The sequence below is a fragment of the Paenibacillus sp. TSM33 genome (assembly GCF_056099025.1).
On the sequence record NZ_JBLZXB010000020.1, the window covers coordinates 17,161 to 32,802 of the forward strand.

Here is a 15,642-nt window from a genome sequence, read left to right on the forward strand (position 1 = left end):
TGCGCGCCGCTTTCGTTGACGGCGGAGGCGCGCTTGTAGGATTAGAACGCGAATTCGATCGTATCGACGGCACTCTTTGCACCTGCCGTCGGTTTATGGCATTCAATCTGGCTTAGCTCGAGTTGTGGATTTTCCGCAATTTGAGACAGTACCCGCAGGTAATCCTCGGTCAAGGTGCGGATCATCGCTTCTTTGAACAGCTTGGTGGCGTAGAAAAAGCCCCCGCTCAGCGCCCCATTGTTTTCATACATAAACAGTGTCAGATCGAACTTCGCTTCTTCCAAATGGTCAAGCTCGTAAGTCTTCAGGCTGACCCCTTCCAGCTCGGCGTCTCGTTCTTCGATATTTTGCAAGTCAAAAACGGCATCGAACAGTGGGAAGCGGCCCGGCTCCCGCTTAACATTCAAACGCTCCACGAGCTCCTCGAATGGATAATCCTGGTTCTCGAAAGCTCCCAAAGCCGTTTCCTTCACTTCTTCCAGGTAGGACAAGAACGTCTTGTCGCCCGAAGGACGATTTCGGATCGCCAGCGTATTGACAAACATCCCGATGACCGGTTCCAAATCGGCGTTCGTTCTTCCCGCCACCGGGGTGCCCACGATCAAGTCCTCCTGCCCGCTGTACTTGGACAGCAGCACGGTATAAGCCGCAAGCAGCACCATGAACAGTGTGCTTTCACGCTCGGCCGCCAATTCGCGCAGCCGCGCAGAGAGAGAAGCTTCGACGTCGAACTCCAGATGCGCGCCTTCGTAGCTGCGAGCCGCGGACCGTTCGTAGTCGATCGGCAGGTCCGCCGTCGGCAGCTCGCCTTCAAAGGTTTGCAGCCAGTACGCTTCCTGCCGCCCGATCCGCTCTCGGTGGGCCTTCGACTGCTGCCAAACGGCATAATCCTTGTATTGAATGCGCAGTGGCGGCAGTTCTTCCCCGGCGTAGAAACTTGAGAACTCATCGATCACAATCGCCATCGATACACCGTCGGACACCATATGGTGCATGTCGAAAAGGAGAATATGCAGGTTCGGCTCCAGCTCGATGACCCCGGCGCGCAGCAGCGGCGGCTTGCCGAGATCAAACGGTCGAATGAAGCTGCGGACGATCTGCTCGATTTGAGCCGCATCCTCTTTATCCGCTTGATGATGCTCGATCGCAAAATCGACCTGCGGGTAAATCCGCTGAACCGCTTCGCCCTTCACGATTTCAAAACCGGTGCGCAGCGATTCATGCCGTGTTATCAACTTCCGCAAGGCGGCTTCCAACCGGTTTAAATCAAACTCGCCTTCCACCTGCACCAGCTCCGGCATGTTGTAAAGCTGATCCGCTCCATCCAGCGTGTGCTGAATGAACAGCCGTTTCTGCGCGGAGGACAGAGGGTAGTACTCTCTCTCCTCCGCTTGAGGAATGGCCTCATGCTCCCGCCGTTCCATCCGGGCGATCGCCTCGGCCATCGCCGCAATCGTCGAATGACGGAATACGTCGCGCAGCGGCAGGTTGACGTTTAATTCCTTAAATACCTTGCCTGCCAGCGTCGTCGCTCGCAGGGAGTGGCCGCCGATGTCGAAGAAGTTGTCGTGAACGCCAATCTCCTTCGCAAGCCCCAGCACCTCCTGCCAAATCGCCGCCAGCTTCGTTTCCAGCTCATTGCGCGGTGCGACGTACTCCGTTCCGCTTCCCGCTTCCCCTTCCGGCGCCGGTAGTGCCTTCCGGTCAATCTTTCCGTTCGGCGTGAGAGGCAGGCGCTCCAGCTCCACGAAGTACGACGGGATCATGTACCCCGGCAGCTCCTGCGCCAGCGCGCCGCGCAAATCGTTCACCGCCAGCTCCGCTCCGGTATCCGGCGTGTAATACGCGCATAGCGCCTTCTGCCCGTTCGCGTCACTTTGAACCAGCACCACCACTTCGCGCACGCCTTCCACCCGCAGCAACTGCGACTCGATCTCGCCCGTCTCGATCCGGTAGCCCCGGATTTTCGCCTGGTTGTCGATCCGGCCGATGAAGTCCACGTTCCCGTCCTCCATCCACCGCGCCAAGTCTCCTGTGCGGTACAGCCGCTCGCCCACGGCGAACGGGCTGTCTACGAACTTCTCTTCTGTCAGCTCCGGACGGTTCAAGTACCCGCGCGCCACTCCGACTCCGCCGATGACCAGCTCGCCCAGCACTCCGACCGGCACCGGATTCAGGTGCGCGTCCACGATGTAGAATTTCGCATTCAGCCACGCTTTGCCGATCGGCACATTGCCTGTCTGCGGCAGCTTCGCCAGCGGCTCGTCGTAGAAGCTGGAGTCGATCGCCGCTTCCGTCACGCCGTATGCGTTGATGATTCGGAACAACGAGCCGAAGCGTTCCTGCAAGGTCCGGTAATCCGCCACGCTGCAGCTGTCCGAGCTCGTGATCAACAGCTCCATCCCGCTCATATCTAGCCGCTGCTCGTGCACGTACTCCAGGAACGGCACGATCAGCGCCGGCGTCGATTCGAAGATGGTGACCCGCTCCTGCTCAATCCAGTAGTGCAGACGAGACGGATCAATCCGGTCGTCCTTCGGCACAATCACCATCGTGCCTCCGTTGTACAGCGTCCGCGCAATATCTCCCACGAACACGTCGAACGAGAAGCTTGCGAGCTGCAGCAGCCGCACCGGGAACTGATCCAACCAGTATTCCCGCCGGTAGCCCGCCGCCGTGTTCACCAGGCTGCGGTGCTCGATCATCACGCCCTTCGGCTTGCCCGTCGTTCCCGACGTATAGATCACGTACGCCAGATCCTCCGGACGGGCTTCATGGAAGCTGTCGGTGCCAACATTCTGAGGGCTCTCATCACCGTCGTCCACAGCATCCGTCAGCTTGCTGGAAATGCCGGAGACAATCGGCGCATTCGCCCGTTCCTCGCTGTACGACGCTTCGTCGTCCAGGTACAGCACCGCCTCCAGCGTCAGCTCCTCTTCACCGAGCCAGTCTTCGGCACGCTCTCGCAGCAGTGTTTGCGTCAGCAGCACCTTCGCTCCGCTGTCTTCGAGCATGAACCGCACACGCTCCGCCGGATAATCCGGGTCGAGCGGTACATACGCCCCGCCCGCTTTCCAGACGGCCAGCACGGCCACCAGCAAGTCCACCGAACGCTCGGCGAGAATGCCGACGATCATCTCCCGGCCGATGCCGCTTGCGCGCAGCGTGGCCGCCAAGCGGTTCGCCCGCTCGTTCAGCTCCGCATACGTCAGCCGGTCGTTCTCGTACACAACGGCCTCCGCTTCCGGCGTGCGCTCCGCCTGTTCTTCGAACAGCCGGTGGAACGCAGCCGCAGAAGCCGCTTCCGGTTGCACCGGGTTGAACGCGCCCAGAATTTGTTCTTTTTCCTCTGCCGTCAGCAAGTTCAGCTCGGCGATCTTCGCATCCGGACGGCTTACGATCGTTACGAGCAGCTGTTCGTAATGTTTCGCCAGCCGTTCGATCGTCTCCCTTTTGTAGAGAGCCGTCGCATATTCGAAGCTGTAATCCAAGCCACCGTTCTCCTCGCCCACATCCAAGCTGATATCAAACTTCGCGGTATCCAGTGCGCTCGGATAAGGAATCAGGCGAAGCCCTTCCAGCTCAAATTCCTCATTCTCCGTATTCTGCATCGTAAACAGCGTGTCGAAGAGCGGATTGCGGCTTAAATCACGGGTGACTTGCACCTTGTCCACCAATTCTTCGAACGGATAGTTTTGATGCTCGAAGGCGTGGAGGGTCGTTTCTTTGACTTCGTTCAGGTATGACAGGAATGTCTTCTCCGAAGCCGGATAACTGCGGATAGCCAGCGTGTTTAAGAAAATCCCGATCAACGGCTGCACATCTCCATGATTCCTTCCAGCAATCGGCGTACCGACGATCACGTCTTCCTGACCTGAATATTTATGCAAAAGGACGTTATACGCCGCAAGCAGCACCATAAACAGCGTCGTGCCCGTTTCCGAGGCCAGCTGCTTCAGGCCGTCGGTTTTCGAAGCGTCGAAGAAAAACTCCAGCGTTTGGCCTTCGTAGCTCTGCACGGCCGGACGCGGATGGTCGGTCGGCATTTCCAGCACCGGAAGCTCGCCTTGGAACATGTCCAGCCAGTATGCCTCCTGACGCTGAAGCCGTTCCTTCTGCTCCTGCGAATGCTGCCAAACGGTGTAATCTTTGTACTGAATGCGCAGAGGCTCCAATTGCTCGCCGCCGTACAAGCGGACGAATTCTTCAACAAAGATTTCCATCGAGACGCCGTCAGATACGATATGATGCATGTCGTACATTAGAATATGGCGTTCCGGAGCCAGCTCGACAAGGCCTACCCTCAGCAGCGGAGGCTTCGTCAAGTCAAACGGACGGACGAAACGACGAACTGTCTCTTCGGCCTCTTGCTCATCCGCTCGATAGAACTCCACGGCAAAATTCACGTCCTGGTAAATCCGCTGCGATGCTTCGCCATCCACCATTTCGAACCCGGTGCGCAGCGTTTCATGCCGCGCCACGAGCTTACGGAATGTTTCTTCGAACCTTGCCCGGTCCAAAGCACCCTCCAGCAGCATCGCTTCCGGCATGTTGTAGCTAAGCTCCGCGCCTTCCAGTTGATTCAGGATAAAGAGACGTTTTTGAGCAAAAGATTGCGGGTACACCTCTCGGTCATCCGCCACCGGAATGGCAACGAATGTCTGCTCATCCAGCCGAGAAATGGCGGCCGCCATGCTCTCGATGGTGGAATGGCGGAACACGTCGCGCAGCGGCAGATCCACGTTCAACTCTTTATGAATCTTGCTGACCAGCGTCGTCGCCCGCAGGGAGTGTCCGCCGATGTCGAAGAAATTGTCGTGAACGCCAATCTCCTTCGCAAGCCCCAGCACCTCCTGCCAAATCGCCGCCAGCTTCGTTTCCAGCTCATTGCGCGGTGCGACGTACTCCGTTCCGCTTCCCGCTTCCCCTTCCGGGGCCGGTAGCGCCTTCCGGTCAATCTTTCCGTTCGGCGTCAGAGGCAGGCGCTCCAGCTCCACGAAGTACGACGGGATCATGTACCCCGGCAGCTCCTGCGCCAGCGCGCCGCGCAGATCGTTCACCGCCAGCTCCGCTCCGGTATCCGGCGTGTAATACGCGCATAGCGCTTTCTGCCCGTTCGCGTCACTTCGAACCAGCACCATCGCTTCGCGCACGCCTTCCACCCGCAGCAGCTGCGACTCGATCTCACCCGTCTCGATCCGGTAGCCCCGGATTTTCGCCTGGTTGTCGATCCGACCGATGAAGTCCACGTTCCCGTCCTCCATCCACCGCGCCAAGTCTCCTGTGCGGTACAGCCGCTCGCCCGCGGCGAACGGACTGTCTACGAACTTCTCTTCTGTCAGCTCCGGACGGTTCAAGTACCCGCGCGCCACTCCGACTCCGCCGATGACCAGTTCGCCCAGCACCCCGACCGGCACCGGATTCAGGTGCGCGTCCACGATGTAGAATTTCGCATTCAGCCACGCTTTACCGATCGGCACATTGCCTGTCTGTGGCAGCTTCGCCAGCGGCTCGTCATAGAAGCTGGAGTCGATCGCCGCTTCCGTCACGCCGTATGCGTTAATGATTCGGAACAACGAGCCGAAGCGTTCCTGCAAGGTCCGGTAATCCGCCACGCTGCAGCTGTCCGAGCTCGTGATCAACAGCTCCATCCCGCTCATATCTAGCCGCTGCTCGTGCACGTACTCCAGGAACGGCACGATCAGCGCCGGTGTCGATTCGAAGATGGTGACCCGTTCCCGCTCCATCCAGTGGTGCAGACGAGACGGATCAATCCGGTCGTCCTTCGGCACAATCACCATCGTGCCTCCGTTGTACAGCGTCCGTGCGATATCTCCCACGAACACGTCGAACGAGAAGCTTGCGAGCTGCAGCAGCCGCACCGGGAACTGATCCAACCGGTATTCCCGTCGGTAGCCCGCCGCCGTGTTCACCAGGCTGCGGTGCTCGACCATCACGCCCTTCGGCTTGCCCGTCGTTCCCGACGTATAGATCACGTACGCCAGATCCTCCGGACGGGCTTCATGGAAGCTGTCGGTGCCAACATTCTGATGGCTCTCATCACCGTCGTCCACAGCATCCGTCAGCTTGCTGGAAATGCCGGAGACAATCGGCGCATTCGTCCGCTCCTCACTGTACGAAGTTTCGTCGTCGAGGTATAGCACCGCCGCCAGCGCCAGCTCCTCTTCGCCGAGCCAGGCTTCAGCACGCTCTCGCAGCAGTGTTTGCGTCAGCAACACCTTCGCTCCGCTGTCTTCGAGCATGAACCGCACACGCTCCGCCGGGTAATCCGGGTCGAGCGGTACATACGCCCCGCCCGCTTTCCAGACGGCCAGCACGGCCACCAGCAAGTCCACCGAACGCTCAGCGAGAATGCCGACGATCGTCTCCCGGCCGATGCCGCTTGCGCGCAGCGTGGCCGCCAAGCGGTTTGCCCGCTCGTTCAGCTCTGCATACGTCAGCTGGTCGTTCTCGTACACGACGGCCGTCTCTTCCGGCGTGCGCTCCGCCTGTTCCTCAAATAGCCGGTGGAACGCGGCCGCAGGAGCCGATTCCGGCTGCGCCTGGTTAAACGCGCCGAGAATTTGTTCTTTTTCCTCTGCCGTCAGCAAGTTCAGCTCGGCGATCTTCGCATCCGGACGGCTTACGATCGCCACAAGCAAATGTCCGAAATGAGTCGACAGCCGCCGGATCGTGCTTTCTTTATAAAGAGCCGTTGCGAATTCAAAGCTACACTCCAGGCCGCCGTTTTCTTCCGTAACATCCACACTCAGGTCGAACTTGGCCGTACCGTATTCGCTAGGGTACGGGGACAATTTCAGCCCTTCCAGCTCAAACTCTTTATCCTCCAAGTTTTGCAGGGAGAACATCGTGTCAAACAGCGGGTTGCGGCTCAAATCCCGGCTGACCTGCACTTTATCGACGAGCTCTTCGAACGGATAATTCTGATGCTCGTAAGCACCTAAAGTCGTTTCTTTCACTTCTTCCAGATACGACAGGAAGGTCTTCTCCGAAGCCGGATAATTGCGGAGCGCCAGCGTATTGACGAACATTCCGATCAAAGGCTGCATGTCTCCGTGCGTTCTGCCCGCAATCGACGTTCCGACGATCAAATCGTCCTGACCTGTGTATTTATGCAAAAGCACGGTATATGCCGCAAGCAGCACCATATACAGCGTCGTTCCTCTTTGAGCGGCCAGTTGCTTCAAGCCTTCGTTCGTTGCCTCGTCCACGAAGGACGTCAGTGTTTGTCCCTCAAAGCTCTGCACGGCAGGACGCGGATAGTCCGTCGGCATTTCCAGAACCGGCAGTTCACCCCGGTAACGGTCCAGCCAGTAAGCTTCCTCGCGTTTCAACTGCGCTTTTTGCTCGTCCGACTGCTGCCATACCGCATAGTCCTTGTATTGAATGCGCAAAGGCTCTAATGACTCGCCACCGTACAGACGAACGAGTTCCTCGACTAACACGTCCATCGAAACCCCGTCGGAGACGATATGGTGCATGTCGAACATCAGCAAATAACGTTCGGTTGCGAGCTCTACGAGCTCCACCCGCAGCAGCGGAGGCTTCGCCAAGTCGAAAGGTCGGATGAAGGCCTGCACGACTTCAGGCGCTTCTTCCTCGCTCGCATGACGGTACTCGACGGCAAAGTCGACGCTCTCGTAAATGCGCTGTACTGCTTCGCCTTGTACGATCTCAAAGCCGGTTCGTAGCGTTTCGTGCCGTACGATCAGTCCGCGGAAAGCCTTCTCCAGCAGGCTCCGGTCAATCGATCCTTCCAGCAGCAGCACGCCCGGCATGTTGTAGCTCTGATCGGACCCTTCTAGCTGATTCAGGATAAACAGCCGCTTCTGAGCTGAGGAAAGCGGATAATATGCTCTTACGCCTGCCAGCGGAATCGACGAGAATGACTGCTCTCCGATCCGGGTGATGGCGAGAGCCATCTCTTCGATCGTCGAGTAGCGGAATACGTCGCGCAGAGGCAGCTCGACGTTCAGCTCCTGATGCACCTTGCTCACCAGTGTCGTCGCCCGCAGGGAATGGCCGCCCAGGTCGAAGAAGTTGTCATGAACGCCGATGTGCTCCAATCCGAGTACGCTTTTCCAAATTCCGGCCAAGCTGGCTTCCAGCGGAGTCCGAGGCGGAGTACGTCCTTCGCCCGGCTGCAAGCTCTCCTCCGGCGTCGGAAGGGATCGGCGGTCGACCTTGCCGTTCGCCGTCAGCGGGAGCCGCTCCAACTGGATCAGGTACGCCGGGATCATGTAGGCCGGCAGTTCCTGGGAAATCATGCTCTTCAACTCGGCCGCCGGAAGCTCGCGGTCCGCTTCATAATAGGCGCAAAGCTGCTTCTCGCCGGAGGCGTTTTCCCTCGCGAATACCGTCGTTTTCCGAATTCCCTCCACTTTCTGAAGCTGAGCTTCGATCTCGCCCAGTTCAATACGGAAGCCGCGGATTTTCACTTGGTCGTCCGTCCGTCCCACGTATTCGATCGTGCCGTCCGGCAGCCATTTCGCCAAATCCCCCGTTCGGTACATGCGCTCTCCCGGCACAAACGGATTGTCGACAAATTTCTCCGCCGTCAGCTCCGGCCGGTTGTTGTAGCCCCGTACCAAGCCTTCTCCGCCGACGCAAAGCTCTCCAGCCACGCCGATCGGCAGAAGCTTATTCCGGCTGTCGACGATATACACCGTCGTATTGCTGATCGGCCGTCCGATGGGTACGGTAACCGCCGACTCATCGACAAAGTCGACCGGAAGGTACGTGGTGTAAACCGTGCTTTCCGACGGGCCGTACAGGTGGTTAAGCCTACCCGGTCCGATATGGGCGAGCGCTCGACGCACATGGCCGACCGACACGCGCTCTCCTCCAAACAAAATCGCCCGGACATCCCGCAGGCAGTCGACGTTCACATCTACAAGGACGTTGAAGAAAGCCGTCGTAATCAGCATAACCGAGATGCGTTCGCGCTGGATGAGATCCGCCAGTCGGCCGATTTCTAGCAAAGTCTCGCGGGGAACCAGCACCAGCCGCGCCCCGTTGGTCAAAGCGCCAAAAATATCGAAAATCGCTCCGTCGAACGAATAGCTCGAAAGCTGGAGGACATGATCCCGCTCGGTGATGTCGATATAATTCGTATTTCGCACGATCCGCACGATGTTGCGGTGCGAAACAAGGTTGCCTTTCGGCTTGCCCGTCGTACCTGACGTATAGATGACGCAGGCCAGATCTGTCGCTTCGGTGCCCGGATTAAGATTTGTGCCGTCCTCGTGATAGAAGGACTCGTCATCCAGTAAGATCACGGAGTCCGAACCCGCCAGGCGCTCGCTCAAGCGGCTTTGCGTCAGCATGACCTGCGCTCCCGAATCCTCGATCAAGAAACGGATACGCTCCTCGGGATATTCCGGGTCAATCGGTACGTAAGCCGCTCCGGCTTTGTGTGCCGCCAGCATGCCCACCACCATTTCGATGGAACGCTCAGCCATAATGGCGACCAGACGGCCTTTGGATATCCCGTGGCTACGCAAGGTACGGGCAAGGCGGTTGACGCGTTCGTTCAGCTCGCGGTAGGTCAGCTCTTGCTCATTCAAGGAGATGGCAGCTGCATCCGGGTTGCGCTCCGCCTGCTCTTCGAACAATTGAATGAGCGTCTTCCCGCGCGGAAATTCCGTGGTAGTGTCGTTAAAACGTCCGAGAAGGTCGGCCTTTTCCGCCTCCGTCACAAGTTCCAGCTCGCCTACTGTAATTTCCGGGTTATCCGTCACCTGCTCCAGCAGATGGACCAGATGCCCCTTGAGCCGCTCGATGCTGTCTTTATCGAACACCTCGGCGTTAAAGTCGAACCGAATTTCAATCTCGTCTCCCGGCACCACGGTCACGTTGAAGTTATAGTTCGTCTGCTCCTCCATCTGAACGTCAGCAATCGTCAGGTCGCCGTGCTGCTGGTCGCCCGCCTGCTCCATCTGCTCGTCCACCGGATAGTTCTCGAAAGCGATGATATGGTTGATCAGGTTCTGCTTTTGCACGCTGCGGGCTTGAATTTCATACAGCGGATAGTAATCATAACGCCCAGACTCCAGCGCCCGCTCTTGGAGCTTCGCCATCAGGTCGGCGAACACGGTGTCCGCTTCGCTCGTGACGCGAACCGGCACCGTATTGATGAACAGCCCGATCATGGACTCGATGCCCGGGATTTCCGCCGGTCTTCCGGCTACGACGCTGCCGAATACGGCATCGTTTGTCCCGTTATATTTTTGCAGCATCACGCCCCAAGCGGCTTGCAGCAGTGTATTGACCGTAACCAGGCGCTGTTTCGCCACCCGGTCCATTCGCTCGCTCAAGTCCTTGTCGAGCTCGACGGTGACGTGATCAGCCGTAAATCTGCCGTTTGGCGCCGGTTCCTTTTGTCCTGGGAGTACGGTTTGCCCTTCATAACCTGCCAGGAATGCCGTCCAATAGCCGGATGCCGCCTGATCGTCCTGTTTCTCCAACCATTCGATATAAGCGCCATAATCCGATCCCTTATCTCCCGCTGGCTGCTTGCCGGATGCCAAGGCCGAGTACGTCTCAAACAGCTCCTGCGTCAGCTGCGGCAGGCACCAGCCGTCCATCAAAATATGCTGGAAACTCCACAGCACATGATAGTTTTGCTCTTCGGTGCGCAGGATCGTAACCCGAACGAGCGCATCATGTTCCAGGTCGAAGCCGCGAAGCTTGTCATCCTCGGCTTTTTTATCCAGGTACGCTTGTTTCTCGTCCGACTGCAAATGAAGCAGCTCTTCATATTCAAAGCCGACCGGCTTGTCGCGGTATATGATTTGCAGCGGCTCGCCCGCTGGTCCTTTCACAAAATTCGCCCGCAGCACCAGATGACGTTTCGCAAGCTCCATCCAGCTCCTCTCGAAAAGCTGGACGTCGAGCTCTCCCCGCATCGTAAACCGCGTCTGCTCGAAGTAAGCGGCCGTTTGCCGGTCAAGCGCGCTGTGGAACCACATGCCCTTCTGCATCGGCGTAAGCGAGTAAATATTTTCGATTTCCCCAAGATGGCCCGAGCGCTGAGCGATTTGCTCCAATTCCGCGATGGTCAAGCCTTTAAATTGCACGTCGCTCGGCGTCAATTCGGTGTTTTCTTTGCCTGCGCAGTGGGTAATGAGCTCTCGGAGACTTTGCTCAAGCCGCTGAGCGAAGGCTTCCATCGTTTCCTTGCGATACTGCTTCCGGCTGTAGCTGAGATCGAGCGATAAAGCGCCGTCCAGCACCATGCCGTTGATATCCAGCACAAAGCTGCGGGCCTGCCGGTCGCTGGCCGGGCTGCCGCTGGAATAAGAAGATATGCCGATCTCGTCCTGATTGACATCATCGTCGAACTGGCCTAGGTAGTTAAAATTAATTTCCGGCTCTGGGCCCCAAACAAAGCCATCCTCCGATTTGGAGAGATAGCGGCATACGCCGTACCCAAGCCCCTTGTTCGGAATACGGCGCAAGCTTTCCTTGACCTGTTTAATCTGATAAACCAAATCCCGGTCGGTTTCCGGCTCCAGGACGACCGGAAACTTGGTCGTAAACCAGCCGACTGTGCGCGTGATGTCGATATCCGTTCCAATCGTTTCACGTCCGTGTCCTTCGAGATTGATCCGCACCCGTTCGTGTCCCGTCCACTTGCGAACGGCTATGCCGAGCGCCGTTACCAAAATATCATTCATTTCGGTGTTGTAGGCCCGGTGAACCCGCTTCAGCAGCAGTTCCGTTTCTTCAGGAGTTAAACGCACGAACAGCGATTCGCTGTCCTGCTGCGTCGTAACGTCCGCCTCCAGATCCTTCGGCAAGGTCGGAACCGTAATTTGTTCCACGGCCTGCCAATAGGCCCGTTCCTTCGCCATCTCCGGGCTTTGCGCGTAAGCGGCCAACTGCTCGGACCAAGTGCGGTACGCATCCGTTTTCGCCGGGAAACGAATTTCCTCGCTTTTGCCGGCCTGCTCGTAACCCAGAGCGAAATCCTCCATCAAAATGCGCCAAGACACGCCGTCCACCACGGCATGATGAACCGCGAGCAGCAAATGATCGCCGTCCGCGCATCGGAACAGTCCCGCCTTCACGAGAGGCCCGTTTTCTAGATCGATGCCCGCTTGAATGTCCGTTGCCTTCGCTTCCACAGCCTGCGCGGTATTCTCTGCATCCTTGAAGTCGAACACGTCCAGTGTGAACAGCCCGCCTTCCTGAATCGCGCGGTTCCGCGCGCTAAACCCTTGTTCCGTTTTGCGGAACACCATCCGCAAGGCGTCATGATGCTCAGCCAGCTTTTGCAGCACCTGACGCACCGTCTCTTCGTCGAAGCGTTCCTTCCGGTACAGTATCACCGACTGGTTGAAATGATGCGTGTCCGCAAAGAAGCTCTCAAAAAACCAATGCTGAATCGGCGTCAGCGTCGTTTCACCCGTTATTTCGCCTTGATCGATGGTACGTCCGATCGGTTTAACACGCAGGCTGAGCTGTGAAATAGTCGGATATTTGAACAAATCCCGGATTTCCAGCTTGTACCCGGCTTGATGAAGCCGTGAAGATACTTGAATGGACTTGATCGAGTCTCCGCCCAGCTCGAAGAAATGATCCGTTACCCCAACGTGATCGGCGTTTAATACCGCCTGCCAAACATCGGCAAGCGTCCGCTCGGCTTCATTGCGGGGAGCTACGTACGCGCCGCCGGTCAGAGCGTTTCCTTCCGGGGCAGGCAAAGCCTTGCGGTCGATTTTGTCGTTCGGCGTGAGCGGCATCCGCGGAAGCTGAACAAAATGCGCCGGAATCATGTAATTCGGCAACTTTTGCGCCAGCGCGCTTCTCAGCTCGCCGAGCGTAAGCGTGCGGCCCGCGACCAGGTAAGCGCACAGTTCTTGCCCGCTTTTGCCTTCCCGCGCAATTACGATCGTCTCCTGCACGGAGTCGATCTTCAGAAGCTGCTCTTCAATCTCGCCGATCTCGATCCGGAATCCACGGATTTTCACCTGATGATCAATCCGGCCCAAGTACTCAATATTTCCGTCCGGCAGCCAGCGGGCCAAGTCGCCCGTCCGGTACAGTCTCTCTCCGGGCTCAAACGGGTGTTCGATGAATTTCTCCGCCGTCAGATCCGGCCGGTTCCAATATCCCCGGGCGAGACCGACGCCCGCGATGCATAATTCTCCCTCCACTCCGATAGGCGCCAGCTGATTCTGTGCGCCCAGTATATACAAGCGATGGTTCCAGATCGGACGTCCGATCGGTATCGCTCTGAATTCGGTGTCATACGTAGACGCCGCCCACACGGATGTGGCGATCGAGGCTTCCGTCGGACCGTACGCGTTATAGTACTGTACCTTGTCTTTCCACTGCTGCACGAATTCGGCTGAAACGGCGGAGCCCGCCGTGATGAGCCTGCTCAGACTCGGCAGGCGGTCTGAATTCAAATAAGCCGCATAAGTTGGCGGCAAAGTGGCGATCGTAATTGCATGCTCGTTCATGAAACGTTCGAACAGCTGATCATCCAAAATCGTCTCGGTTGACGGTATATATAAGGTCGCCCCGAAATACAGAGCGTTGAACATCTCCCAGCACGACGCATCGAACGATAGGCTGGCGAATTGCAGCACTCGATCCTGTTCGGTCGTGTGAAGCGTATGGGCAAACGTCAGTTTCAGGCTGACCAGCCCGCGATGCTCCAGCATGACCCCTTTGGGTTTGCCCGTCGTACCTGATGTATAGATGACATAAGCCAGATCATTCGGACCGCTGGCCGGCTCCAGGTTCGAGCCATCGTCGCTGTAGGCCTGCTCGTCATCCAGCGCCACCACGGTCCCTTCGAACGGCACCTGCTGTAGCAGCTCCCTTTGAGTCAGCAGCAGCTGTGCGTTCGAATTCTCCAGAATGTAGCTGATACGTTCTTCCGGGTATTCCGGGTCGATTGGCACGTAGGCACCGCCAGCTTTCAGAACCGCCAGAATGCCAACGACCGTCTCCAGCGATCTCCTAGCCATTAAGCCTACCAGCTGATTGGGCAGCACGCCGACCGATCGCAGCGTCCGCGCCAGCCGGTTCGCCCGTTCGTTCAGCTCCGCGTACGAAAGCCGCCGCCCCTCAAAGACAACCGCCGTCGCTTCGGGCACCCGCTTCGCCTGCTCCTCCACGAGCTGATGAATCGTCCGATCACGGGGATAGTCCTTCTCGGTATCGTTAAAGCTTTGCAGCAATTGAAATTTCTCGTCCTCCGACAGCATGTCCGCCCGCACGATGTCCAGCTCCAACTCGTGGAGTCCTACGGCCAGCAGGCGATTCAGATGGCCGACGACCCGAGTCATGAACTCGGAGTCATATAAGTGCTCGTTATATGACAGCGCTAGCTGTATTGTCCCGCCGGTTAAGCTGAATTCAAAGGAACAATCCGTGACCACGTTTTGCCCGATTTCGTCCAGATGCAGTTCCTTAAGGGATACTAGCGTATGGACGACGGGTATCCCGTCTGCATATTGCAGATCCAGCCTCTCCGTCATTTTCAAGAACGGAATATGTTGATGCTGAATCGCTTCCGGCAAGGAAGTCCTCAGCTCGCTCAGAAGTGTTTTAAAAGTCGCACCCGCCGAAAGCGAGTTTTTCAAAATGATCGTATGATTAACGGATCGGCGCGTCTCCGTCGGTTTCCGTACAACCGGCATGCCGACCAGAATGTCAGAAGCGCCTGTATATTTATGTAAGAGCGATTGAACACCTGCGAGCAAAATCATAAAAGTGGCCAGCGGAGTGCCCTTGCTCATTTGAAGGACGCGCTGCGCCACTTCCTCCGAAAGCGTCCCGCCGACGGTTGTCATAATGGGCGCCAGGGAGCTTGGAGCTTTGCTGTAAGGCAGCCGCGTCAAGGTATAATCGTCGCTACCGAATTTTTCGTTCCAAAACAACGTTTCTTTTTCAAAAGCCATCTGGATCGTTCCCCTCTCTTCATCGGTAAAAGCAATCCGGCTAAGCATATGCCGCAGCAACGCTCCAGCCTCGCTCCCCGCCTTTTCAAACATGTGACAACAAGGTCAATGGCTTTCGCCAGGTCATCGCTTCGCTTGCCCGATTGATCGCATGCAGCAATCCTCTGCCTAGCAGCTGTCCCACTCGGCTGCTATGCGTGAAAGACAACTAAGAGCATCGTTCTACGCAAGAGATGCGGGTGCTTCAATATGCTTGCTGCGGACGAGCCGCCCGAAGACGGGCTTTGGTTTAACATTAGGTTCGGAATTGGATTTGGGGATGGACAAGGGATGTTCCTCCCATCGATGTAAGGCTTGCTGTAGGGTTCCGGCCGGCCAGCAGGAAGTCGGCCGTACCTCCGGATTCGGCACCGGAGTTGCCTTTGTCGAAGCCTATGTTTAAGGGATATTGATACACTCTATGTACGATTTGTGTATTCCCCCGTCTGGTGTGGATAAGTAAAGATACGGCTGCGGGGTAGTGAGCTTTTCCTGACGATTAGATGTGACGATGGGTCTGCATGAGGCTCAAAGAATGCTCCGTATGGCATGAACGGGACAGTCTTTATATTGGAAGTGAATTACATCTTTTCAAAAATGCTCACGCGCTTCATCCTCCATTGGAATTGGGATAAGGTTGGCTTCATCCTTTCTGAACCTTCTG

Annotated in this window: 1 protein-coding gene; it reads right to left on the minus strand. The window is 57.2% G+C overall.

Going from position 1 to position 15,642, the window contains the following annotated elements; translation table 11 throughout:
- Positions 1 to 41 precede the first annotated feature (41 nt).
- The gene (locus ACN6NF_RS21800) at positions 42 to 15,032 is read right to left on the minus strand and encodes an amino acid adenylation domain-containing protein (RefSeq protein ID WP_474319559.1); all 14,991 of its coding nucleotides are present in this window, start codon (positions 15,030 to 15,032) and stop codon (positions 42 to 44) included.
- Positions 15,033 to 15,642: the final 610 nt, after the last annotated feature.